Here is a 22681-nt window from a genome sequence, read left to right on the forward strand (position 1 = left end):
TTTCGTCATGCTCAAGCAACGTCAGTTCCTGATCGAGACGCTAACGGCCATCGGCCTGATCGCGGCTCCGTTTGTGCTGCCCCATCTCGGCTTCGCGCCGAACACCGTCAATCGAATCCTGGTCTGGGGCCTGTTCGGGCTCGGCTTCGACATCCTGTTCGGCTTCACGGGGTTGTTGTCGTTCGGCCAGTCCGCCTTCTATGGCACCGGCGGCTTCGTCGCGGCCTATCTCCTGACGCGCGCCGGCTTCAGCAACGTGCTGGGCGCGCTGATCATCGGCATGATCGCCGCCGCCGTGACCGGTTATCTTGTCGGCCTGATCGCGCTGCGCCGGACCGGCATCTATTTCGCCATGATCACCGTGGCGATCGCGCAGGTGTTCTTCTTCGTCGAGTTCAATCCGCTCTCGGATTTTACCGGCGGCGAGAACGGCCTGCCCGGCGTCCCGACGCCGAGTTTCAATCTCGGCTTCACCACGATCCACTTCACCAACGGCTGGTCGCTCTATCAATTCATCGCTCTGTGCTATTTCATCGGCGTCATCATCGCGCTCAGGATCGTCCGCTCGCCGGTCGGGGCGATTCTGAGCGCGATCCGGGACAATCCGCTGCGCGCCACGGCCGTCGGCCACAACATCCACGGCTACAAGCTGACTGCTTTCGTGATCGCCGCCGCCTATGCGGGGTTTGCCGGCGGCCTCCTCGGCGTGCTCCAGGCCTTCATGCCGCCGGACGCGTTCACGTTCGACACCTCCGGCCAATTGGTGATGCAGACCGCCATTGGCGGCAGGAGCACGCTGTTCGGGCCGCTGGTCGGCGCGGCGGTCTGGCTCCTCCTGCAGGACTTCCTGCAGGCCGCGTTGGGCCTCGGAGCCGCCTGGAAGCTCGTGCTGGGTGTCGTGTTCGTGCTGCTGGTCTGCTTTCTGCGCGGCGGCATCATCGGCGGCCTCGCCGATCTCTATCGCCTCGCCTCCGGCAGGCGTAAGCGGACGGAAGCAGAGGCTGAACAAGAGGCTACGGACGCCGCGCCGACACGGCAACCTGCGCCAGCATCGATGCAGGCCAAAGAAGTCGAACATCCTGCGTATTCCAGGCCGATCCTGAAGGCCACAGGTCTCACCAAACGCTATGGCGGCCTCGTCGCCAACAGCGACATCGATTTCAGCGTCAATCAGGGCGAGCTGCGTGGCATCATCGGTCCTAACGGCGCCGGCAAGTCGACTTTCTTCAAGATGTTGACCTGCGAGGTCGCCCCGACGTCGGGCCAGATCGTGTTCGAGGGCCGCGACATCACGGGACTGAAGATCACCGAGGTTTGCCAGCTCGGGCTCACCAAGAGCTACCAGGTCAACCAGCTCTTCACCGGCCTCACCGTTCGCCAGAACCTGACGATCGCCGCGCTTGCCGAGCTGCGCGGAAAATTCCGGCTCGATTTGTTCCGCAAGCTCTCGGGCATCAAGGGCCTGGCCGAGCAGGTCGAGCACACGCTGGCCCTTGTCAATCTGACCCGCCGCGCCGACACGCCCGTATCCGAGCTCGCCTATGGCGAGAAACGCAGGCTGGAGATCGGGCTTGCGCTCGCAACCTCGCCGCGCCTGCTGCTGCTCGACGAGCCGCTCGCCGGCATGAGCCCGCGCGAGCGGGTCGAGACCGTTAAGTTGCTCAAGTTGATCGCGCGCGGCCGCACCATGATCATCATCGACCACGACATGGATGCCCTGTTCGAGCTGGTCGAGCGCATTACCGTGCTCCAGGAAGGCCGCGTGCTGGTCTCCGGAACGCCCGAGGAAATCAAGACCAACGCCGCGGTGCAGGAAGCCTATCTCGGCGGCGTCCACGGAGAGATCGCCGCATGAGCCTGATCGAGGTCAACGGCCTGAACAGTTATTACGGGGACTCCCACATCCTGTTCGACGTCGCCATGCATGTCGACCGTCACGAGGTGGTGGCACTGCTCGGCCGCAACGGCGCCGGCAAGAGCACCACGCTGAAGAGCCTGATGGGCGTCGTGACACCCCGCAGCGGCAGCGTGAAATTCGACGGCATCGATATCGCCGGGCGCAGAAGCCACAAGATCGCGCAAGCGGGCATGCAACTGGTGCACGAGGAGCGCCGGATCTTCGGCAGCCTGTCGGTGGAGGAGAACATCCTCCTTGCACAGATCACCGCGCCCAAACGCTGGCCGCTCGGCCGCATCTACGAGATGTTTCCCCGGCTGAAGGAGCGTCGCAACAACCGTGGCACCGAGCTTTCCGGCGGGGAGCAGCAGATGCTTGCGATCGCGCGGGCGCTGGTGCGCGATCCCAAGATCGTGCTGCTGGACGAGCCGTTCGAGGGCCTTGCGCCTGTGATCGTCCAGGATCTCGTCAAGGCCTGCCGCGAGCTGGCGGCGGCCGGCCAGACCATCGTGCTGGTGGAGCAGAATCTGGCGGCGACGCTAGCGCTGGCGAGCCGGATCTACATCATCAACAACGGCCACATTGTGCACGAGGGGCCGGCGCAGGAGCTGAAGGCCCAGCCGGAACTGCTACAGCGCTATCTCGGCGTTTAGACGGATGTTTGAGCATGATCTCTTCGGAATGCCGCGGCACACTTTTCCGGATCATGCTCTAGCCGCGAGCGCCGCGACCATCCGTCTGGCGTGATCGGCGAGCACGGCCATGTCTTCCTTGCGCGTCTGCGCCGGCAACAGCTCGATCCCGGACCTGACGGGCATGACGTGCATGTGCAGGTGAAAAACCACCTGGCCGCTGGCCGGCTCACTGAATTGCTGCAGGATAATACCCTCGGCGTCGAACGCCTTCATCGCCGCAATCGCGATCCGCTTAGCGGTTCTCGCAACCGCGGCGAGATCGTCATCGGCGATGTCGAGGATGCCGCGCGCCGGCGCGCGAGGAATGACCAGCGTGTGTCCGGGCGAGCGCGGCATAATATCCAGGAAGGCGAAGCTGCGGTCGTCCCTGAAAACTTCGAAGCAGGGAATCTCGCCGCGCAGGATCTTCGCGAAGACGTTCTGATCGTCATAGGCCGCCATGAACCCCTCCCATCGCTGCGAGGTACGATCAAACGCGCTCCTTTCCGTTGACGCAAGCAAGCCTGCCGATCTATCCACGATGCCAAGCGAGATGGTTCCATTGACGACAGGCTTCCCGGAAACAGCATCGAGAGTGCGCGTCGCGCCCTCGCCGCGCGATTGCGATCGGCCGGCATCGAGGAGTCCGCTCTCGCCGCGCGCCTTCTCGTCGGCGCGGCTCTGGAGCTCGATCTGACCGGAATGGTGACGCAGGCGGCGCGAAAGCTTACGCTAGAGGAGACCGCGCGCCTCGAACGATATGCGTAGCAGCGCTATCTCGGCGTCTAGCGAGGCGCCGATCAGCGTGTCGAAACCGTCGATGGGGTCTTGTTCGCCGAGTTGCTTAGCGGTGTTCACGTACAGGAATACGACCATTATCCCTCTTCAACATACACTGGCCCAGGACGGACGACACCTCATGACCGCGGCACAATCCCGCCAGTCTGCTCGTCGTGATCGCCGGCTCCGGCCACGGCACAGCACGCCCGGATATCCGCCTGTCGTCCCAAATCGCTCGCGCAAGCCGGCGGCGACCTGGACGTTCATGAGAATGTTCTGCGCAAGTGGGTCAAGGAGTTCGGCTCGGACCCGGTACAGGCCTTTCCCGGCGGCGGACTGTGGCCTCCACCAGCGGCTGATGCGCCTGCAAGGCCTGCGGGCGCGGCCGCGACGCCGGCGCTTGCCGAAGGACAGCGGCGATCGACAGCTCGAGACCGTGCCGGCGCGAACCTCCTTGACCGGCAGTTCACTGCCGAGCGGCCGAACCAAAAGTGGATCGCCGACTTACGTATCTCTGGACGGCCAAGGGCTGGCTCTACGTCGCAGCAGTGATCGACCTGTTCTCACGCCGGGTGGTGGGTTGGTCTATGAGTGCCGCCATGACAGCTCAGTTGGTGACCGATGCCCTGCTGATGGCCGTCTGGCGACGCGGCAAGCCGGACGCGCTGTTGCACCACTCCGACCAGGGCAGTCAGTAGACCAGCGAGCAGTTCCAGCGTTTGATGGCCGACCACGGCATTGTCTGCAGCATGAGCCGTTCCGGCAATGTCTGGGACAACGGGGCGATGGAGAGCTTCTTCTCGTCGCTCAAGACCGAACGGACGGAAGGCAAAACCTACAGGAGCAGAGACGAGGCGCAAGCCGATGTGTTCGACTACATTGTACGATTTTACAACACGACCCGCAGGCACTCGGCAATGGGCTATCTCAGCCCGGTTGAGTTCGAGCGCAAGGTGGGATTTGCTTAACCTGGTGTCCATCAAACCGGCAGCAGCTCACAACGGTGACCCAGAAAACGATGGAATTAGGCAGCCTCAGTAAAGCCGATTGAGCGATGGGCAAAATGGGCGAGCTTCGGCGCCATGGGGTCAAACTGCGCACTTAAATGTGCATGAGCCTTTGGCGCAATTGTTCTCGGCCAATGCTGCTTCACCCCGGGAGATCATACCCGCGCAGGAAGTGTTTTCTGCAGCAATGCGATTGAGCCTCAACAGTCAGACACGCCCTGGGCGGCCATGAGCGGACGATGCCGACGTGAGCTGGCGGTATCAGGTCGCGCGATAAGTCTTTGAAAACAAAGGCTGAGATTGGGTGCGGTACCGTTCGTAGCGCTCAGCTGTCTCGAACCCCCGACGCTGACCGCCGGCCTCGCGCCCGCGTGACGCCGGTAACGTGGGACTATTGTCATTCAAAGTACCAGAGGATGCGGGGCAGCGGTGCAAGCGGCTAACGATCGTCGTGCCTGCAGCGCGCCGGCGAGCCGCAGCCCGAGACTAGATTGAGCACTTTAGGTCTGACCACGATGACGTAATTGCGGTCAGCGCTCGTGGCGGGCAAGCTCCGTTATCGTCGAGCCCTCGCAATCAAATGATTCGAAGGAGCTCCCATGAAGCAGTACGTCGGACTGGACGTCTCCAACGAGACTGGTCAAGTAATCTTCGAAGGAAAAGCGAAGTCTAATCCTGGAGCCTTGACTGACCTGCTTCGCAAACATGCGCCTCATGCCGAGCGTATCGGCTTTGAGACCGGGGCGATGGCGAGTTGGCTATGGCATGAACTCCGCAGGGTTGAGCTTCCGGTGGTCTGCATCGACGCTCGGCATGCGCACGATTGAGCACTTTAGGTCTGACCACCGATTGACCACCGAAATACCGTGAACAAACGGCGATGAGGTACTCAAGCAGAAGCGAACTTCATCGTTTTTATTGATCTTTTCGATCGCTATTTACGTTCGGGACGCAGGTGTTGCGGGTTCGTTGATCCGCGGCGGCTCGATTTACAATTCGGCCGTAACCTGTTGATCTGTATAGGCTCGTTCGCGTGTCTTTTTACACCTAAGTACCTCTGGTTGTTCATCAAACATCAGACTCTTAATCAGCGGGTCCCAGGTTCGAGCCCTGGTGCGCCCACCAAGCTTTTCAACCGCTTGGGTATCTGGCGATACGGGTATTCCAGCAAGCGATCAGCGGCCTTTCAGCCGATCACCGTCTCAATTCGGATCGAGGAGTGATCGTGGTCTGTGCTCGTCTCTTTATTCTCGGCAAGATGCCTACGTCGCTGAATTTAGTCCGGGCCGAAACATGCGCTTCGTACAACTGGACATTCGCAGCCCGTCATCGGACTGCTACTCGCGCTGAGGCGATCGATGTCTTGCGCAGCGCGAGTCGCGCGTAGAGTTTCGGAACAATAGGACGCTTGCAGGTGATCTTGGTGAGGGTCACGCCGGCTACAGACGCGTGCGATACCTTGTTGCTCGGGGCGTTCGCGTGCGCGAGGCGGATGCTGATCGCCGTCTTTCTCCCGAGCGTCGTGCTTCCGCTCTTCGTACTTTCTCCCGGAGCCGCTGCAATTGAGCGAGCAGGCCAACGAGTTCGATCGTTGCGTGATGCAGAACAGCCAGGCTGCAAATCCCACTACTCACTACAACACCCCCAGACAGGCCCTTGCCAAATCCGTGACGGGAAGCTCGAATTTGTGATGACCTGCCAATAACGTCTAAGCGATGGATCATCGCGCCGTCCGTTCGCTTTACGACGATACGCGGAAATATTTTCGCGCATTCTAACGCGTCGTAACAAAATGCCTGCATCGGGAAAAGGGAATTTGGACGCACTCTCCAGAACGGCCTCGTCATTTGCATCAGAACGAGGGAGCCGCACCAAGCATCTCCGCCGTCCGGATGATCGGCTCTTCGACCCAGGCCTCGCGGGCGAACCAGTTATGATTAGCCTGACAGATCGGACAACGAGTATTGCCGAAAAACACGATGCTCCGCAGGAAAGTCTCACGATCGGATTTGATGCCGGTCGGGATCGCGCGACCGGTTTGCGGGCACTTGACCATAATCATACCCATGCGAGCCTCCCTGAAATAATTTGATGGTTGAATAAGGGGCCGGCCGGCTGGAGTGCGCTCTCGTCGGTGCGGGTTAACTGGGGGGCATCGCACCTGGGGTCGTTGTTCGAGCAAGGGGCAGCTTGCTCGTGACGACGCTTCTCCAACCGACCGGATTCCTGCTTGGCGAAATGGCGATATCGCCGGCTTTCGCTCGGCAACCTTGAATGTGCTGCGACCTCAACCGAAAGCTTCTGGGAGGCGCCTAACAATAGTCATGTCCAAATCCCTGCGGTTTCGCGCGGAACGTTCCGCTTGCAATGAAACCATTATCTTGGTCTTGACGGACAGATCAGCCCACCGGATCACTGGTCTCGCTCCCCTCCTGCAGTTCATTAATATTCTCCGTCTTTATTTAATGTGCAAATAAAAATTTGCATGTCGGTCTGATTTGCGACTCTCGGCCAATTTATTTTTTACGCGGGGGCTGTACGGCACGATGTCCCTCACCAAAAATATCCGACCTTTCCTCGCTGGCGTCAGCAACCCCCTCATTCCCGTCGCCGGTTTCGTTGCGTGCTGCGGCTTGCTCGTAGGGTTAAATGGTTACTCGAGGTTCAAATATGAAACAAATTTTGATTATGCGATAAATATGCAAATCTCGTTGTTAATTGCCGCCAATCACGTAAGCTAAACTCGTCCAAGTTCGTTCGACTGGAGGAGACGATGTGGGAATCAATTCTTAACAAGCACAACCTCACCTCGAATACACTGCAGTTGGCTCAGATGCGCGCTGAATTGCTAAGCATCGGCGAGAAAGAGCGCATTCTGAGAGAACGGAGTGCCGATCGCGAAGCTTATCGGTACCTATTGGATGCTCATCGGTTGATCGCGAGAGCGAGCCTTCTTGGAAAGCAGGTGTTGAACATTTCTCCGCAGGGAGGGGGCAAGGACGGTCAGCTGGCGGCCTGACCGGCCGGATTGTCACTTTCGAAACGAGCCCGATCGGATGGCATGTGTTCGGCTGAACGGGAATTGCAACGCCGCAGGCCGGGCTAGACTGAATCTCGTGGGCGACGGCCGTCTCCTGGTGCCGCGACAATAGCGCCTCCCAGATGCTGTCGCCGCCTCGTCGGTACAGGGCGGGGCAGACTTGTTCACATTGGTCGGAGCCGTGCTGGAAAGATCGTCGGCAGAGATGGTGTTGAGACCGGCTCCGGATGCAGTGTTCGCGCTGCTGGAGGGTCGATCAATGCTCTTCAGCGAAGCAGGGCAGAAGATTTTTGAACTGGACCGAGTAGCGGCATTCATTTGGTGTAAGTTGGCACAAGGCGCCTCACTGGAAGAAATTTATCAGCGGCTTGGTGCGCTAGACATTGACGAGCAAACGGCACGCCAGTTCACGCGACAGGCTGTAAATGTCTGGATCGATCGAGGGTTTCTTGAAGTCGATTGGCGAATGCCGGCCGATTGTGCCTTCTCAGCGGTCCTGGGTCGGCACAGAATAGGCATCCGGGCTGCAAATCGGGACCTCTTGAATCGGCTGCTTCCGCTATTTTGTGTTCCGGACCAGAACGCCGGCTGCGACGTCGACATTACCGTCGAGGCAATGATGCTGGACGATTCCGCGGAGAGGATGCCCGCATCTCCAGATGTGAAGTCGAAGCACTGGCACCTACGATCAAAGCTCACATCACCGAGCGGCTCATTCGAAGCAGTCGTTGGGTCTTCTCCCTTCATGCCGCTTCTCTCGTGAAAGACGGTATGGGCCTGCTGTTATGCGGCCAACCGGGAGCTGGGAAGTCTACGCTCACACTGCAACTGGTGGACGCCGGACTTCGGTATCCCGGCGATGATGTTGCGCTGGTTGGAGCTGACGGAACGATCTGCGGGCTTCCGTTTGCGCTCACCCTCAAGCAGGGATCGTGGGGCTTTCTCTCGCGACTACATGGCGACCGGCACGACGCGACGCATTGCCGTTCCGACGGCGTTCTGGTGCGGTACGTACCCGTTACGGATGCACAGAACCAATGCTTTTCCGCAAGCTGGGTCATCTTCTTGAACCGGGTCGCGAGCGGACCGGCCGAACTGACCGCGATAGATCAGTTGGATTCGATGAAGCGGCTCATCGAGGACGCATTTGCTGCTGACGGACGACTTTCGCAGGCCGGCTTTTTCGCTTTGAAGCGGATTGTCGCGGGAGCGCGATCGCTTCAACTCACCTATTGCGAGGCCGTGGAGGCTCGGCGATTGATTATGGATTTGTGCAATGGCAAGACATAGCGCCGCACTGACGAGCCTTTGCAATTGCTTGCGAGGCATGCCACCGGTCGATGTAGAGTGGACGCCCGTAATCGGGCTCGCAAACCAGACTCTGACGACGCCGGCGCTCATCGATCTTGTCGACAAATTCGCATCGATGCTGCCGGAGGACGTCTGCACATATATTCGCCAGATCCACCGCCGAAACGTGCTGCGCAACAATCGGCTCATCGCCCAACTGGAAGAAGCCGTCGTTGCGATGAATAGCTCGGGAATTACGCCGATCATGCTCAAGGGGGCATCGACACTGGCGACCGCGCCGGAGGAGCGACGAGGCGTTCGGTTAATGTCTGACCTGGACATCATGATTATGCCAGAGGAGGCCAGAACGGCAGTCGCCGCTCTATGTGCAATTGGTTACGATATCGATTACCAGGCCCCTTCCGAAAGCCAGAGATGGCACGTCGAGCTGAATCGGTCGCAGGATGTCGGGACCATCGACCTGCAGCGGGCAGCTCCAGGTCCTGCGTACCTCTACCAGAGCTTCGGGCATGCGCTGAACCATTGCGTCCCTGCGCCGCTGGGACGGGGACGCGTCTATATCCCCAGGCCTACCTACCAAGCGCTCATGTTGATCATCCATGATCAGTTTCAAGACTATGGTTATTGGCTCGGCGACCTCGACCTGCGGCACCTTGTTGAATTACGCGATCTAAGCAATTCCGCCGAGGGCCTCGATTGGGGGGAGCTTAGCTCTCTTGTCTCGGGCGAGTTGATGAAGAACGCAGTCGAAACTCAGCTGTTCGCTCTTACTGAGCTGCTGGGCGTCGAGATTCCGCACGCGTTGCGCTCCCGACTGATTCCGCGCCTGCAGTTCATGCGGCAGTTGATGCAAGCACGCTTTCCGGCCACACGCGTGCCCCTCCTGGCGATGAACATTCTGGACCTCAGAAACTACCGCAGGGAGGCGGCCGTTCTCTCGACAAGAACCAGCGCGAACCGACGTGGATTGTGGTCTGTGCCAAGAGCGAGAACCTTACAATTTCTGCTGAATGCGACGACCGCAGTTCGCGCGGGAAAGGTCTAGTGCCTGTGACCGTCACACGAGCGTTCTCGAGAGATCGTGGCGGCAGATCTTGGCTGAGCGGGTTTTCGATCCGCTACCTGCTCCAGGTGGGTGGGCGGCTGCCCCAATCCGCAGGACTGAACATTCTCAGTCGATCCGAGGTGCGCCCAATGGCGCAGAGCTAGGAATGCTCTCGACCACCAGGATTCCCTTCGGACGATTCGCCGTTCTCGCGGATTTTGAACTCCTCCAGCGTGTGGCCTGATTGGAGGGCGGCAACCAGCCAGCGGGGCTGCTTACCACGTCCTGACCAAGTCTCTGTTGGCTGGAGCGGGTTGTAGTACTTCGGTACGACCTTCGGGTATTTGCGACGGGGCGGCTGGCCTGTTCCCGCCTCGGCCGCCCGGCTTTCAGCTTCACCGAATTGATCCGGCTGGTTGAGTTGCGCAAGACGCTTTTCCAGTTCCCGCTTCTCGGCGGTGATCTTCTCGGCGAGAATCTTCGTCAGCTCCTCGTGAAGGAGCCAGAGTTCCTCAAAATCCATGGCTTCGAGATCTTGCCTTCGCATAGCATTTCTCGTCACCGTTCGACTGATGCCCCCACCTGCCTGTCATCTCCACGCCGAATATCGTTGTTCGCGCGGCGAGTGACGGACAGGGACCGAGACCGGTCTTTCAAATTTGACGCGACAATAAATAAATAGTATATTATTTAATATTATATTGCGAGCATTATTTTTAATCGACGTATTGAAAGGCCAGAAGCCTTGCTGCAAGCCCGAAAAGAAACATTAGTCGCTATCGACTGCCCTATGGGGCGCCTTGAAGCGGCGATCAGCCGGTTTATCGCTCCGTCGGCTGCATTGACCGACATCCAGGCTTTGAAGCTGCAAATCCAGCTGCGACGGCTCGCGCTGAGAGACATCGCAGTCATAAGCTCGCGATTGCGGCAGGCTGATGGTCGCATTTCAGTTGGATTGCCAACGAAGAAAGGCGGGCTCGCGCGCCGATCATATCCGCCGAGAGTGCGGCGCGGCAGATTGATCCCGCGGCCCACTTAACCTGCATTCTTAGCTTGAAATCGAAGGAAACGGTGCACGTAAGGCGCGTGATGTTGCTTTGGCCAAATTAAATTGAGGGGGATAGCTCATTTTTCTGTCTTGATTAGAACCGGCGACGCAGTTATGTGGAGCACGAACTTATCGTTCGGTTCCACATATTTTTGTAATGTTGACCCTCTTGGTTCTTGATTACCCGGCCGGGGCAATATTAAATGGGCGCAACTACAGGATGCTAGCATGTCGACCAAGAAGCTCGAACTAGAAGCGATGTCCCTCGACGATCTATGGTCGCTTCATGAGGAAATTAGCGGCATTTTGTCGGATCGAATCAAGGCGGAAAAGCAGGAACTGGAGAAGCGCCTGGCGGTTCTCGGCGGTGGCATGGCTGTGTCAGCCGAAACTGGGGGGGCGGGTGTCTCTCCGACCGGCAAACCGAGGCGCAAATATCCGCGCGTGCTGCCGAAATACCGCAACCCGCAGACTTCAGAAACCTGGTCGGGACGTGGCAAGCGGCCGCGGTGGTTGGTTGCTGCCATGAAATCCGGCCGTCGGATCGAGGAGTTTCGCATAGGGGAAGCGGCTCCGAAGTATCGGCAACGGGCGTGAATTGCCGTCCATGGGCCGGCGTGGCGCCGCGATCCTGTTCGCTTAACGCGATCCTGTTCGCTTAACAGGCGTTGCGCCCCCGCAGCACTTCCATGGGAGTTCGCAGCAGGATTGCGAGGTCTAGCCGAAGACTCCAATTGTCGATATACCAGAGATCGTACTCCACACGTCTCTCAACCATGGCCGCTGTAGGCGTTGGTCCACGGCAGCCATGGATTTGAGCCCATCCGGTCAATCCGGGTCTCACTCGGCGCCGGAAGGCGTACTTCCGGACGAGCTTTTCGAACTGTCCGTCGTGGGCCACGGCATGGGGGCGTGGGCCCACCAGTGACATGCTGCCGTCGAGGACATTCAACAACTGCGGCAGCTCGTCGAAGCTCGTTCGCCGTAGCCATCTGCCAACCCTGGTGATGCGAGGATCAAGAGGCGTTGCCTGAACGACGACAGGTCCATTCTCAAGCACATGCATCGTCCGAAACTTTCGGATGGAAAATATTCGGCCATTGAAGCCGCATCTTTGTTGTTTGAACAGGATCGGACCGGGAGAATCCAGTCTGATCGCGACCGCAGCCATCGCGAGCAATGGTGCAAAGACTATCAAAGCAAATCCCGCGCCGATAATATCAATTATTCGCTTGCTTGCGCGCTCGATTGCGGTGAGGGGGCCCGGCTGGATTTCCACGCAAGCGGCACTTCCCAAGCTCCTCGTCGGATGTCGAAGCAGTTCGGATGCGGCACCAACCGGGACGAACACGATAGGGAATGGCAGCACCCTCAGGTCGGAGATAAAGGCACGAAGGTCGGCCCAACGTTCCGGATTGCCCTCCAGCACGATTTTATCGACTTCTGAATTACGAATATGTTCGATCACGCGGCAGCTGAGCCGTTTTCTGGAACCGGGGTCCGAGCCCATCGCAGGCAACCCAAAGCGGCCCTTAACGCAATAGCCGAGGACCGCAAGAGTCTCCGACAGACCAGCATGATTCGAAGGCGGCTGATCGGTGATCAGGACGAGATTCGTCCGAGCGAACCTCCTGCCACTGAAGCATTTTATTAGCAGTGTCCTGGCAACGCACCGTTGCGCAATCAAAGATGCCAGGCCGAGTGCCGCAAACAGGAGGCCGGCACCTCGGAAGAACTGTGGCTTGTCATCCAGCATCTCTACAGCGGCGGCCAGGACATGCAACAAAATCCACGTGAGGCAAATAGCGCGAATTTGGCTTCGGAGAACGAGGAGTTCTGTTGGCCGATACAGCCCCCTGCCTTTCAGAATGTAGACAAAAGATACTGATGCTGCTGCCGCGTAGGCGCATGCCTGGCCTAGGCCAGCTGGTGCCGGGCTGCCGGGTGAAAGAAGCGCGGAAAGGAAGCCGGCGAATAGAATGGTCGCAATATCGGCGCAGATCGCTACGAATTCAACAGAGTCGTACCGGACGGGCCACTTGCCTTCATCAGCAATGGACGATCGTGAGTTGACGAGAGTTAGATCGCTCTCATGCTCGCCGATATGCCGGTTGATAAAATTCATGGCCAATCAACAGGAGCGCATGCGGTTAATAATTAATATATTATGAATTTAAATAAATTATTCAACCTGAATTGGTCGTGATTCGATAATTTGATCGGATCTCTAACGCCCGCCCGATTATCAATCAGGACCGATCTGGGTGTGATCGGGCACACTTGCTGGAAGACGCTATGGGCCTTGCGAGCGCAACTTGTGGACGTAGCTTGGGTCGAGCTCCGAAATCGAGCTCTCGGCAAGCGCCCTGCCGTCTGCCGATGCCGATTGGTATGCGGCGGCGATAGCTGGCCCGAGTGCGGTCCGGCCGGTAATCGCAACTTTGAGGTCGCGCCGGATAAGATCTCGTAGCTCAGGATCCTTGATCGCAGCGTCAATGCCGAGAGCGACGGAAAGCCGTAGTGGAATAAGATCCAGCGCGTTTGGTGCAGTATAATAGGACATCCTAAGTAAGCTTGTCGTGTCATAAGTCGCCGCGTGCTGCTTTGAAAGCGCCGCCAGCATGAGCCAAACGTCGCCTCGAAGGGGCGAGTATTCCAGCACTGCAGAAAAAGCATTTAAGTCCGTGGACCGGCCGGTGTTCTGCGGGTCCGTGGCCTTGTCAGATTTGAGGCGCACAGTTGCAGTGGCGACATCCTCGCGCGTGGATTGGTGCGCTGAGATCAAGGCTTCGTTCGAACCGGCAACCGATGTAACAGAGAGGCGATCACCAAACGGCCAACTTTGCGAAACCATCAAAGCTGCTTGCGCAGCTAACAGCAACCCGATCATTGTTAGAACAACGCGTGTCAGAGGCCACGGGAAAGCGAAGATGGCCGAAGGAATTCGTCGTGCTGCCGTGGCTCGGTCGCTGGCGTCCTGTGTAAGCTGCCGCAACTTGATGGAATCCAGGTCGCGGGCTGTACCGGACAGGCTTTGCGCGAACGCCAGGCCGTAGACCGCCGCCACCAGCAGTGATGTCCATAAATCGAAAAGGCCGCTTTCGGCAAAGGCCAGTATTGTCAACGATACGCAAGCGCCTGCGCCGACGGCTGGATATAGGTAAGCCTGATTGCGAGACAACGCGCGCCCGAACAAGATGCAGGCGCTGATGACGGTGACTATCAATACCCCGCAGAGGAACGTACGTCCCATTTCGACCGCGACCGCCGCGGCAGCGGTCGGCCGTTCGCGCATTGCGACCATGCCAACGTCTCCATAAATCGGCAGAAGCACCACAAAAGTGCCTGCACCGGTCCCGATCGGGTGAGTGTCCTGTAGCATCCGCTCGGTTGCGGCCCGAGTTTGCGTCGATAAGGCAATCGTTAGGTCAGCATTCCTATTGATCGGAACGAAAGTGAGGCTGGCGACGAACAACATGGTGGCGGTTGAGAGAACACCAGCTCTGCCCCACAGGCCAAAGAACCATTTGCGAATTGCGACCACCGTGAGGATGACTGTCACTCCGAGCAGCACGGCAATCAGCGCTGTCGAACCGCTACAAAGTGCGATAGCCACAAGCGAGACGATCAATGATAGAATCGCGCTGCTAAGAATGGCGAGCGGTCCTGTCGGCGAGCGAGGCGATCGTCTAGGCCGCCGCAACTGGTCGATCGCACGGATAGCCATTGCAGTGGAGAGAAGGACACCAAGTGCTGCCGCGGTCGAGCCGGTCCAAGCTTGTTCGGCGGGCCAGGAGCCACTCAGGTTGTTGTTTCTCCAGATCGAAAATATACAGCTGACGGCGGTGATCGATACAAGGATATAGAGGACCTGCGCCGCCCGATGTGTGTCCAGACTAACGACCGCGATGACGAGGGCGGCAGCGAGGACAATGTTGTAATGTGAAAGCGCCAGTACCGTCTCGTGTACATCAACCGAGAACCTCTGTGCGAGAGGTTGGTGTAGAGCGGCCGACGCCGTCGCCCAGATCTGATTTCCGAGCCCGCGGAGCGGGATCGGAGCAACTTGCAATACGATCCAAAGCACGGGTGCGGCAAGAGCCAGAATTATAACGGGCCGCAGAAGCCTTGCGAAAGAGGCGAGGGTTGACGACTTGGAGAACAGGCCGACGGCCAGTATAGCAGCCGCAAGAATGCCCGATAGCACCACTGGACTCTTTAGGTTCTCGACCACAGCAAAAGCCGCAGCGACCGCCGCAGGCACAGCGAGCATTGCAGACTGGACAACCATTTTACACCATTTCTGACTCTGACCCGCTCAACAAGAGCATGTTGCAGAAGGCGCCTGACCCCATCGTTGTGGCTCGACGCAAGTCAGAGGGTCATCCTAGGAGACCGACAAGCCATATCTGACGTAGTGGCTGTCATCGTAGTAATCACTCCGGTGAGCGTCGTATCGTGCCATTGCCCTTATATCGGTCTTGTTAAGGACGACGCCGATCAAGGAATCGGAGATGGTCGGCGCAGTATGCAGGGCATGCTGAACCACATCGATTTTCGTCCGTCCCCATTCGACGACGAGAACGTAGCAGTCGACCAACGGCGCAGTGACACGCACATCTACCAGAGGCGAGAGTGGTGGGAAATCAACTATGACGTAGTCATAGGTCTGCCGCAAACGGTCGAATAGCTTGCTTATGTTTTCGGCGGAAAGGATCTCGCTCGTATGAAGGATGGGGCCACGCCGGACGGCTGGCAAGAATGCGAGATTGGTTTTGGGGTCGTGCCACAGCGCTTCTTCGAGCGAACGCTTTCCGTTCGCCACCTCGAGTAAACCGAATGCAGCCTTCGGAGCCATAGCCGCAGAGAGTGAAGGGTTTCTAAGGTCGCAATCGACGACAATAGCTCGCTTGCCGCTATGTCCAATGAGGTGAGCTAGAGAGGCTGCAATCGTCGTCTTGCCCTCATTTGGCAGAGCCGACGTGATTCCGATCACTTGATTGGAGGCCTTCGCGGGGGTGTGGTCGATAGCGAGCTTGATCGAACGGATGGCTTCTGTGAAGCGGGAGAGCGGCATCCCGATGACGGCTCGGTGAAGCGTCGGAACGTTTGAGATCGTGCGTGATCGCAGATCTTCATCCGGTTGCTGGGATCGGGCGGTAGACTTCTGCCCCTTCGGAGACGACAGCAAGGGGACCAGCGACAAGCATGGTAGCTCCAGTGCGGTCTCCACCTGCGAGGACGTGCGGAAAACTCTATCCAAAACATCTCTCAGAAGAGCCAAGCCGATCCCGAGTGCTAGCCCGGCGGCCAAGCCGAAGCCGAGCACCAAGTTTGCCTTCGGCTTGCTCTTGCGTTCTGGCGGGGAGGCGGGAAAGATCACCCGTGTTTCCGAAATCGGAAATGTCTCCTGCTGGGTCGCCCCCATGGAGTGCTGCAGAAACGCCTCATGCATGGCGCGCAGACTTTTCGCTCGGCTCTCCAACTCCCGTATTGTCAGTTCTGCTGAGTTCGTCAGGCGTGATTGCGAGACGGCGCGAGCAAGTTGCTTCTCGAGCTCCTGCTGCCGCTGCTGAGCAGCTTCCAATTCGTTTCTGCTGGTTTCGGCGAGCCTCTTAACTTCTTCGAGGATGGATGTGCGAATGTCGCGTATCCGAGTGCGCAGGTTAACAACCGCCAGATGGTCGCGGCCGAACCGGGCTGACCAATCGGCTTCGCGACGTGACAACTCGAGATATTGCTGGCGAAGCGTATTGATGATCGCGCTCTGGAGGACATCGGCACTCGCCGCGTCGGGAGCGCTGATGGTGGAGGAGCCAGCTGCATTGGCGCGTAGGACCGCGTCGTAACGGTTGAACTTGACCTGTGCATCGGAGGTCTGGGTTCGGGCAGCTACCAATCGGGCGTTGAGATCGTTGACGGGCTGTTCATCAATCGATTTTCCGCCGGTCGAGACGATGTTATTTTGGGACTTATATGCGCTCACGGCGCGTTCGGCCGTCAGTGCTTGCTCATTGAGGTTTTGGAGACGTTCCTGCAGCCAACTCGCTGCCGTTCGCGTGGCCTCGAATTTCGCATTCATCTGGTCGTTAATGTACGCCTTGGCCACGGCATTGGCGATCTCCGCCGCGCGTTCCGCGTTGCTCGAGCTGTAGCTAACCTCGATGATCTTGCTATATCCGATCCTGTACGCGGAGAGCCTATCCAGCAACGCGGCGATCGCGCCTTCGTTAGGCGTATCAGTCTTTGAAACGTGCTCCGGCTGCTGGCCGGGGTTTCGAATGCGATGCAGTAGCGAGCTGAAGGACCACCGTGAAGCGGTAAGGTCCGGATCGTTGGCGAGATCCAGCTGGGTTATGACCGCCGCTGCAATCCCCCGCGACCTTACCATCTGCAGTTGCGTTTCGATTTGGGCCGCGTCGACGACGGGCTCCGGAAGGAGTGACTGTTGCTGAACGAATTGAGCTCGAGGATTCGACAGCAGGATCTGTACTTGAGCTGTGTAGGTCGGGGGAGCGAACCGCAGGTAGAACATCGCGGCGGCGAATACGAGAGCCGCGGTGACGATGATCATAAGATATCGACGTCTTAAAAAGACGACGGCGAACTTGACGAGATCGCCGATTCCCCCGCCGTCCATCTCGTTCGACTGGGCGTGGCTGGCCAGTGGCAAGCGTGTTCTGTCGGTCTGTAGAAGATTGCTCTGAAGCATGAAGTACCTGTCTGGCTCGGGAACACGTCGGCTTGGTCGCCCGCATGCGAGCGTTTGGTATATGATTTATTAAATGAATATAACGCAGAAAAATATGATTGCCAAATTAAATGTTATTCGGTTATTAATTGGATGACGGTCCGCGGAAGGGGGCCTTTTGGCCAACTTCACGCGGAGTCGCTGTTGCGCGCTCACGATAATCGGCGGACGGAATTATTAAATGATATTTGAATTATGGTGATTAAAGCATGGCGCGGGACCGGTCGTGAAGGAAGAAGCGTGTCGGGTCTCCCCGATCATTCAACGACCGTCGAACGCCTTGAATGGGCCGCGTGCTGGCATGGCGATGCGACTCGGCAAGAATCTAATTCCTCCCGCGCTGCAGACGCGTGGCATGTGCGAGCGCCCATCATGACGGCTCGAATGACAACGGCGAAGGCAGTTTCGACGAGAGCAATTTCGATCGGTGCTTTGAAGACTTCGTTGCGCCTTCTGGCGGGACTGAGCACCACGTACCGGAGGACGTTTTCATGCTGGAAGTACGGTGTTTAGAGATCCCAGATATAAAGATCATTCAAACGGATCGAGTATCCGACGCGCGGGGTTATTTCTGCGAGACGTTTCAGCGATCGGCGTTCGCAGAGAAAGGGATTCCCGTCGATTTCGTTCAGGACAATCAATCCAGCTCAGATCAGGTCGGGACGGTCCGGGGCTTGCACTTCCAGCGACCGCCGTTCGCCCAGGCCAAACTCATCCGAGTGCTGAGCGGCGCCATCCTGGATGTCGTGGTCGATCTTCGGCGTTCGTCGGCGACCTTCGGAAAGCATATAGCTGTCAAGCTGGATAGCAAAACGGGTGAGCAACTGCTTGTCCCGAAGGGCTTTGCGCACGGTTTCTGCACGCTGCAACCTGAGACCGTCGTGTTCTACAAGGTCGACCAGGTCTACGCTCCAAGCCATGACGGAGGGCTGTATTGGGCCGATCCGGCACTGGCGATCGAGTGGCCGGTGACAACAGTCGAGGCCCAAGTGTCGCCAAAAGACAGGTCCCTGCCCAGGCTGGACCAGCTTACGGCCATTTTCGAGTGACGGAGAGCGGTCAGATGCGCGTTCTGGTGACCGGGGGAGCGGGATTTATCGGCTCTGCAGTGTGCCGTAGCTTGGTGCTACAGAAGGGCGCTGCCGTGATCAATGTTGACAAGCTGACCTATGCGGCCAACTCAGCCTCGTTGGCGTCTATCGAGGGGCGAAAGTCATACTTGTTCGAGCAGCAGGATATCTGCGACCGCGAGGCCATGGATTTCGTGTTCAGCAGCTACCAGCCTGACGCAATTATTCACCTCGCAGCCGAGAGTCACGTCGACCGCTCGATCACCGGCTCGGCCGCTTTCATTGCCACGAATATCGTGGGGACCTACACGTTATTGGAAGCAGCCAGAAAATATTATGAGGGCCTCTCGGTGTCACGACGAAAGCGGTTTCGCTTCGTTCACGTCTCGACAGACGAGGTCTACGGCTCACTCGGACTTGCCGACTTCTTCCGGGAAGAAACGCCTTACCAGCCGAGCTCGCCCTATTCAGCGAGCAAGGCTGCCTCGGATCATCTCGCGCTTGCATGGTTCAAGACCTATGGCCTGCCGGTCATTGTATCGAATTGCTCGAACAACTACGGCCCCTTTCAATTTCCAGAAAAGCTCATCCCTTTGATGATTCTTAATGCGATCGAGCGCAAGCCGCTGCCGGTGTACGGCGACGGCCGAAACGTGCGCGACTGGCTGCATGTTGAAGATCATGCGGCAGGTTTGATCACGCTTCTGTCGGAAGGCAGGCCCGGCGAGAAGTACAATTTCGGTGGCGATAGCGAACGCTCGAACCTCGACGTGGTTACCCAGATCTGCGACGTCGTCGACAGGCTGTATCCCGGTCCGGCAACGCGACGATCGATGATTACCTTTGTGCCGGATCGTCCGGGACACGATGTCCGCTACGCGATTGACGCGTCGAAAGCTCGCCGTGAGCTCGGCTGGCGGCCCACAAGAACGTTCGAGCAGGGGCTGACCGAAACAGTCGCATGGTATCTCAAGAGCCGCGCGTGGTGGGAGCGTGCCCGCAACGGGGTTTATGACGGCTCGCGTCTGGGGCTCTTGGCTCCACAACATTGAGGCTGAGAATGACGGAAAGGCCCATTTTCATTGCTGGTCGCAACGGTCAGTTGGCAAGGTGTCTTCATGACCTCGCGGTGCTGCACAGCATGCCCGTGGTCTCCCTTGGACGCAGCGAACTCAATCTGGAGGCGCATGGGGAACTCCGACGGGCGATCGATCCATTCGCGCCGTCCATGATCATCAACGCTGCCGCTTACACGGCGGTGGACCTAGCAGAATCGGAAGTAGCAAGGGCCTTCAGCATTAATCGCGACGCAGCGGCCGCGTTGGCCGATGTCGCATGGCAAATGAATATACCGTTCATCCAAATCTCAACCGACTACGTCTTTGACGGCACAAAGCTGGATGCTTACGAGGAAAGCGATGTTCCTGCGCCGATGAATGTGTACGGCGCATCGAAGCTCGCGGGCGAAGCTGCCGTTCTAGCGGCTCACCCGCTCGCAACGGTAATTCGCACTTCATGGCTTTATAGTCCCCACGGCAACAACTTTGTTCGGACGATGCTGCGGCTCTGTGAATCGCAACCAGTCGTCAGAGTCGTTCAGGATCAGCGCGGAAATCCGACTTTCGCGCTCGACCTTGCGTCGGCGATCCTTCAGCTCTCGGCGCGGCTGCTTACCCATGATCGTAGAACCATGGCCGGCATCTTTCATCTTGCCGGACAGGGTGAGACGACTTGGCATGGGTTTGCCCAAGCGATTTTCGACTTGCTCGCTCATCGCGGAATCCGAGTGCCGCAGCTTGAGGCGATCACGAGCGAACAGTACCAGACGGCCGCGCGACGGCCGCGGAATTCGCGCCTCGATTCATCCAAGGCAGAACGCGTCTTAGGTATTCGATTGCCGTTATGGCGTTGTTCTCTCGAAACTTGTCTCGACCAACTCGCGGAAGGTAGAATCGATGCTGAAAGGAATTGTGCTGGCCGGAGGCAGCGGAACTCGACTGTATCCAATCACGAGAGCGGTGAGCAAGCAGCTACTGCCCATCTATGACAAGCCGATGATCTACTATCCCTTGTCAACGCTGATGCTGACAGGCGTGCGCGAGATTCTTATCATAACCACGCCATCAGATCGGTGTCAGTTTGAGCGCCTACTAGGGGACGGCAGTCAATGGGGAGTTAGGCTCAGTTACGCGGAGCAGCCCCGACCCGCCGGTCTGGCGGATGCGTTCATTGTCGGCGCAGACTTCATCGGGAGCGATCGTGTTGCGATGGTGCTTGGAGATAACATCTTCTTTGGCGACGGTCTGAGCGAAATGCTCGCAAGGGCTGCCGAGGGTGAGGAAGGTGCAACCGTTTTCGCCTATCATGTACGAGACCCGGAGAGGTATGGCGTCGTTACGTTCGACGAGTCTGATCGCCCGCTGCGGATCGAGGAGAAGCCGAAGCAGCCGAGCTCGAACTGGGCGATCACAGGTCTCTATTTCTTCGACAACAACGTCGTGCGCTACGCACGGCGCATTGAGCCGTCGTCGCGCGGGGAACTCGAGATCACCGATCTACAGATGCAGTATCTTTCGGCCAAGGCGCTCCATGTCGAGCGGATGGGACGCGGGTTCGCTTGGCTAGATACCGGAACAGTGGAGTCGCTAATCGATGCGGCTATGTTCGTGCAGACGCTTGAAAAGCGCCAGGGCATGAAGGTCGCTTGCCTTGAGGAAATTGCGCTGAGGCAGGGCTTCATCGGGCGCAACCAGATCGAAGAGTTGGCGCGACCGTTGGAGAAGAGTGGCTACGGTCAGTATTTGCGCGAGATCGGGTCTCTGCTGACTTGAGTCTCGGGTTCAGTGATCCGCAGACATTGGAACGAGTTAACTCATGGTTCTTCGATGAACATCAACCCGATCAACAGTGGGACTTTGATGCCCAATCCCTCGCAAAATTCCCCGCTGGTGCGCTATGCGCTCAGAGGATTGGAGCGGTGTTGGCTACCTGAACACGGCTGCTGGTCACACATCTACCATCTGGACGGGCGCGCTTCGCCGAACGAGTCTTTACGGCGCAGCGATGTGTTCTACACGCTTAACGTTCTGCTCGGAATGTCAAGGATAAAGGAGGTTCCTGGCAGCATCAATCTATCGGAAACATTCCATCGGAATGCGGTCCAGCTCACGGTCCTTTCGGTACCAAAGTATGCACTCGGCATGGCGCTTTGGGTTTCCGCAGAACTCAGCCTCGATCTGCCCGAACAAGTTAGGCGTGAAGTGAAAGCGCTCTTGAGCGATCAGGGGGGGTGGAAGACGTTTCGGGCCCAAGATTTGGGTATGCTGTTGACGGGCGTGGTGGCTCAGGCCAGGGCCGGCGGCAAGGAGTGGGCGCCTTTCGCCGCTCCGCTGTATCGCTTTCTCCAAGAGCGATTTTACACCGGATCAGGGCTATTCTTCGACGCAGCATCGGGATTTCGGCGGCGCTTCGCTTCGTTCGCGACGCAGATCTATCTCTCAATTGCGTGCTATCACTACGGTGAATTCGCAGGCGAGTCATCCGCACTCGCCATGGCAGAGGCCTGCGTGCGCAAGTTGATTGCGCTTCAAGGCCCCGACGGCGAGTGGCCCTGGTTCTTCGATGCGGTTGGTGGGCGCGTGCTTGATTTCTATGAAGTCTACTCGGTGCACCAGTATGGCATGGCTCCGGCGTTGCTTGAATGGGCAGAGCGCTACCGGGTTCGGGGGGCGCGGAATGCCCTAATCAAGGGATTTACCTGGGTACTGGGCAAGAACCAGCTTCGCCGCTCGATGCTGGTGCCCGATCTCGGGCTGACCATCCGATCTCAGCTCCGCAAGCAGGAGCTGACAACGAGGGCGCCCAGGATGCTGCGCGCAATCACAAACGCCTACTCCGGACACGAGTCCGGGCTAATTGAAAATGCCGGTGTCGGACTTCGGCTGGAATGCCGTAGCTACGAACTGGGCTGGATATTGTGGTCGTTCGGTCAGCGCGCTGACTTGCTGGAACTGACCCACAACTCGGCCTTTGGCAAGGTAGCCATTCCGGCCTGACGC

At 58.2% G+C, this 22681-nt stretch carries 20 protein-coding genes and 2 pseudogenes; 15 read left to right on the forward strand and 7 right to left on the reverse strand.

Features of this window, described 5'->3' with window-relative positions:
- Window positions 1–7 precede the first annotated feature (7 nt).
- Together IVB12_RS10945 and IVB12_RS10950 are read left to right on the forward strand one after the other, a co-directional pair.
- Window positions 8–1855, forward strand: a complete 1848-nt coding sequence (locus tag IVB12_RS10945) for a branched-chain amino acid ABC transporter ATP-binding protein/permease (RefSeq protein WP_247298740.1) — start codon at window positions 8–10, stop codon at window positions 1853–1855.
- On the forward strand, window positions 1852–2550 hold the full coding sequence (locus tag IVB12_RS10950) for an ABC transporter ATP-binding protein (RefSeq protein ID WP_247281197.1): 699 nt from the start codon (window positions 1852–1854) through the stop codon (window positions 2548–2550). Before IVB12_RS10945 ends, IVB12_RS10950 begins: the two co-directional genes overlap by 4 nt.
- Window positions 2551–2601: 51 nt before the next feature.
- Here IVB12_RS10950 and IVB12_RS10955 read toward each other — a convergent pair whose 3' ends face one another.
- A complete protein-coding gene (locus IVB12_RS10955; protein ID WP_247298744.1) occupies window positions 2602–3033 on the reverse strand; it encodes an HIT family protein in 432 nt (143 codons plus the stop codon).
- A gap of 91 nt (window positions 3034–3124) precedes the next feature.
- Here IVB12_RS10955 and IVB12_RS10960 point away from each other — a divergent pair.
- Window positions 3125–3336: pseudogene (locus IVB12_RS10960) on the forward strand (protein-(glutamine-N5) methyltransferase, release factor-specific); the annotation flags it as partial.
- On the opposite strand, the gene IVB12_RS10965 reads toward IVB12_RS10960, so the two are convergent.
- Window positions 3304–3447, reverse strand: a complete 144-nt coding sequence (locus IVB12_RS10965; RefSeq protein ID WP_247298852.1) for a hypothetical protein — start codon at window positions 3445–3447, stop codon at window positions 3304–3306. The pseudogene IVB12_RS10960 and the gene IVB12_RS10965 overlap by 33 nt on opposite strands.
- A 241-nt stretch (window positions 3448–3688) precedes the next feature.
- On the opposite strand from IVB12_RS10965, the pseudogene IVB12_RS10970 reads away from it, so the two are divergent.
- Together IVB12_RS10970 and IVB12_RS10975 are read left to right on the forward strand one after the other, a co-directional pair.
- A pseudogene (locus IVB12_RS10970) lies at window positions 3689–4319 on the forward strand (IS3 family transposase); the annotation flags it as partial.
- A gap of 638 nt (window positions 4320–4957) precedes the next feature.
- Window positions 4958–5185: a hypothetical protein gene (locus IVB12_RS10975; protein WP_247298746.1), complete on the forward strand. Its 228-nt coding sequence runs from the start codon at window positions 4958–4960 to the stop codon at window positions 5183–5185.
- Between the two features lie 1025 nt (window positions 5186–6210).
- Here the strand turns inward: IVB12_RS10975 and IVB12_RS10980 are convergent.
- Window positions 6211–6426, reverse strand: a complete 216-nt coding sequence (locus tag IVB12_RS10980; protein WP_247298749.1) for a hypothetical protein — start codon at window positions 6424–6426, stop codon at window positions 6211–6213.
- A gap of 705 nt (window positions 6427–7131) precedes the next feature.
- Between IVB12_RS10980 and IVB12_RS10985 the strand changes: the two genes are divergently transcribed.
- From IVB12_RS10985 to IVB12_RS11000, 4 genes are all read left to right on the forward strand, one after another.
- On the forward strand, window positions 7132–7377 hold the full coding sequence (locus IVB12_RS10985) for a hypothetical protein (RefSeq protein ID WP_247281186.1): 246 nt from the start codon (window positions 7132–7134) through the stop codon (window positions 7375–7377).
- Between the two features lie 181 nt (window positions 7378–7558).
- Window positions 7559–8161 (forward strand): PqqD family protein, encoded by a 603-nt coding sequence (locus IVB12_RS10990; protein ID WP_247298751.1) that lies wholly within the window; start codon window positions 7559–7561, stop codon window positions 8159–8161.
- A gap of 8 nt (window positions 8162–8169) precedes the next feature.
- Window positions 8170–8688 carry a hypothetical protein gene (locus IVB12_RS10995; protein WP_247298754.1) on the forward strand — a complete coding sequence of 173 codons (519 nt, stop codon included), beginning with the start codon at window positions 8170–8172 and terminating at the stop codon, window positions 8686–8688.
- Window positions 8675–9754, forward strand: coding sequence for a nucleotidyltransferase family protein (locus tag IVB12_RS11000; RefSeq protein ID WP_247298757.1), 1080 nt, complete (start codon window positions 8675–8677; stop codon window positions 9752–9754). The genes IVB12_RS10995 and IVB12_RS11000 overlap by 14 nt, the downstream gene beginning before the upstream one ends.
- Window positions 9755–9914: 160 nt before the next feature.
- On the opposite strand, the gene IVB12_RS11005 is transcribed toward IVB12_RS11000, so the two are convergent.
- Window positions 9915–10301 carry an H-NS histone family protein gene (locus tag IVB12_RS11005; RefSeq protein ID WP_247298759.1) on the reverse strand — a complete coding sequence of 129 codons (387 nt, stop codon included), beginning with the start codon at window positions 10299–10301 and terminating at the stop codon, window positions 9915–9917.
- A 729-nt stretch (window positions 10302–11030) separates the two neighbouring features.
- Here IVB12_RS11005 and IVB12_RS11010 point away from each other — a divergent pair.
- Entirely contained in the window at window positions 11031–11399 is a 369-nt protein-coding gene (locus tag IVB12_RS11010) for an H-NS histone family protein (protein WP_247298762.1), read from the forward strand.
- 61 nt (window positions 11400–11460) lie between these two features.
- Here IVB12_RS11010 and IVB12_RS11015 read toward each other — a convergent pair whose 3' ends face one another.
- The 3 genes from IVB12_RS11015 to IVB12_RS11025 form a co-directional block, all read right to left on the reverse strand.
- Entirely contained in the window at window positions 11461–12927 is a 1467-nt protein-coding gene (locus IVB12_RS11015; protein WP_247298765.1) for an exopolysaccharide biosynthesis polyprenyl glycosylphosphotransferase, read from the reverse strand.
- Between the two features lie 168 nt (window positions 12928–13095).
- Window positions 13096–15075: a hypothetical protein gene (locus IVB12_RS11020; protein ID WP_247298767.1), complete on the reverse strand. Its 1980-nt coding sequence runs from the start codon at window positions 15073–15075 to the stop codon at window positions 13096–13098.
- A gap of 114 nt (window positions 15076–15189) precedes the next feature.
- A complete protein-coding gene (locus IVB12_RS11025; protein ID WP_247298768.1) occupies window positions 15190–17514 on the reverse strand; it encodes an AAA family ATPase in 2325 nt (774 codons plus the stop codon).
- Window positions 17515–18044: 530 nt separating this feature from the next.
- Between IVB12_RS11025 and rfbC the strand changes: the two genes are divergently transcribed.
- The 5 genes from rfbC to IVB12_RS11050 are packed head-to-tail and all read left to right on the forward strand — an operon-like array spanning window position 18045 to window position 22678.
- On the forward strand, window positions 18045–18602 hold the full coding sequence (rfbC, locus tag IVB12_RS11030) for a dTDP-4-dehydrorhamnose 3,5-epimerase (protein WP_247298771.1): 558 nt from the start codon (window positions 18045–18047) through the stop codon (window positions 18600–18602).
- A 14-nt stretch (window positions 18603–18616) separates the two neighbouring features.
- Window positions 18617–19675, forward strand: a complete 1059-nt coding sequence (gene rfbB, locus IVB12_RS11035; RefSeq protein ID WP_247298773.1) for a dTDP-glucose 4,6-dehydratase — start codon at window positions 18617–18619, stop codon at window positions 19673–19675.
- An 8-nt stretch (window positions 19676–19683) separates the two neighbouring features.
- Window positions 19684–20670: a dTDP-4-dehydrorhamnose reductase gene (gene rfbD / locus IVB12_RS11040; protein WP_247298774.1), complete on the forward strand. Its 987-nt coding sequence runs from the start codon at window positions 19684–19686 to the stop codon at window positions 20668–20670.
- Window positions 20579–21454, forward strand: a complete 876-nt coding sequence (gene rfbA, locus IVB12_RS11045; protein WP_247298776.1) for a glucose-1-phosphate thymidylyltransferase RfbA — start codon at window positions 20579–20581, stop codon at window positions 21452–21454. Before rfbD ends, rfbA begins: the two co-directional genes overlap by 92 nt.
- Before the next feature lie 54 nt (window positions 21455–21508).
- Window positions 21509–22678, forward strand: a complete 1170-nt coding sequence (locus tag IVB12_RS11050) for a hypothetical protein (RefSeq protein WP_247298778.1) — start codon at window positions 21509–21511, stop codon at window positions 22676–22678.
- Window positions 22679–22681: the final 3 nt, after the last annotated feature.

Source organism: Bradyrhizobium sp. 179 (genome assembly GCF_023073535.1).
In the GTDB taxonomy this organism is placed as follows: Bacteria; Pseudomonadota; Alphaproteobacteria; order Rhizobiales; family Xanthobacteraceae; genus Bradyrhizobium.

Excerpts from the sequence above, each read along its gene's own strand:
- IVB12_RS10945 (WP_247298740.1), top strand. The coding sequence starts at position 8 with ATGCTCAAGCAACGTCAGTTCCTGATCGAGACGCTAACGGCCATCGGC.
- IVB12_RS10950 (WP_247281197.1), top strand. The coding sequence starts at position 1,852 with ATGAGCCTGATCGAGGTCAACGGCCTGAACAGTTATTACGGGGACTCC.
- IVB12_RS10955 (WP_247298744.1), bottom strand. The coding sequence starts at position 3,033 with ATGGCGGCCTATGACGATCAGAACGTCTTCGCGAAGATCCTGCGCGGC.
- IVB12_RS10965 (WP_247298852.1), bottom strand. The coding sequence starts at position 3,447 with ATGGTCGTATTCCTGTACGTGAACACCGCTAAGCAACTCGGCGAACAA.
- IVB12_RS10975 (WP_247298746.1), top strand. The coding sequence starts at position 4,958 with ATGAAGCAGTACGTCGGACTGGACGTCTCCAACGAGACTGGTCAAGTA.
- IVB12_RS10980 (WP_247298749.1), bottom strand. The coding sequence starts at position 6,426 with ATGGGTATGATTATGGTCAAGTGCCCGCAAACCGGTCGCGCGATCCCG.
- IVB12_RS10985 (WP_247281186.1), top strand. The coding sequence starts at position 7,132 with ATGTGGGAATCAATTCTTAACAAGCACAACCTCACCTCGAATACACTG.
- IVB12_RS10995 (WP_247298754.1), top strand. The coding sequence starts at position 8,170 with ATGGGCCTGCTGTTATGCGGCCAACCGGGAGCTGGGAAGTCTACGCTC.
- IVB12_RS11000 (WP_247298757.1), top strand. The coding sequence starts at position 8,675 with ATGGCAAGACATAGCGCCGCACTGACGAGCCTTTGCAATTGCTTGCGA.
- IVB12_RS11005 (WP_247298759.1), bottom strand. The coding sequence starts at position 10,301 with ATGCGAAGGCAAGATCTCGAAGCCATGGATTTTGAGGAACTCTGGCTC.
- IVB12_RS11010 (WP_247298762.1), top strand. The coding sequence starts at position 11,031 with ATGTCGACCAAGAAGCTCGAACTAGAAGCGATGTCCCTCGACGATCTA.
- IVB12_RS11015 (WP_247298765.1), bottom strand. The coding sequence starts at position 12,927 with ATGAATTTTATCAACCGGCATATCGGCGAGCATGAGAGCGATCTAACT.
- IVB12_RS11020 (WP_247298767.1), bottom strand. The coding sequence starts at position 15,075 with ATGCTCGCTGTGCCTGCGGCGGTCGCTGCGGCTTTTGCTGTGGTCGAG.
- IVB12_RS11025 (WP_247298768.1), bottom strand. The coding sequence starts at position 17,514 with ATGCTTCAGAGCAATCTTCTACAGACCGACAGAACACGCTTGCCACTG.
- rfbC (WP_247298771.1), top strand. The coding sequence starts at position 18,045 with ATGCTGGAAGTACGGTGTTTAGAGATCCCAGATATAAAGATCATTCAA.
- rfbB (WP_247298773.1), top strand. The coding sequence starts at position 18,617 with ATGCGCGTTCTGGTGACCGGGGGAGCGGGATTTATCGGCTCTGCAGTG.
- rfbD (WP_247298774.1), top strand. The coding sequence starts at position 19,684 with ATGACGGAAAGGCCCATTTTCATTGCTGGTCGCAACGGTCAGTTGGCA.
- rfbA (WP_247298776.1), top strand. The coding sequence starts at position 20,579 with ATGCTGAAAGGAATTGTGCTGGCCGGAGGCAGCGGAACTCGACTGTAT.
- IVB12_RS11050 (WP_247298778.1), top strand. The coding sequence starts at position 21,509 with ATGAACATCAACCCGATCAACAGTGGGACTTTGATGCCCAATCCCTCG.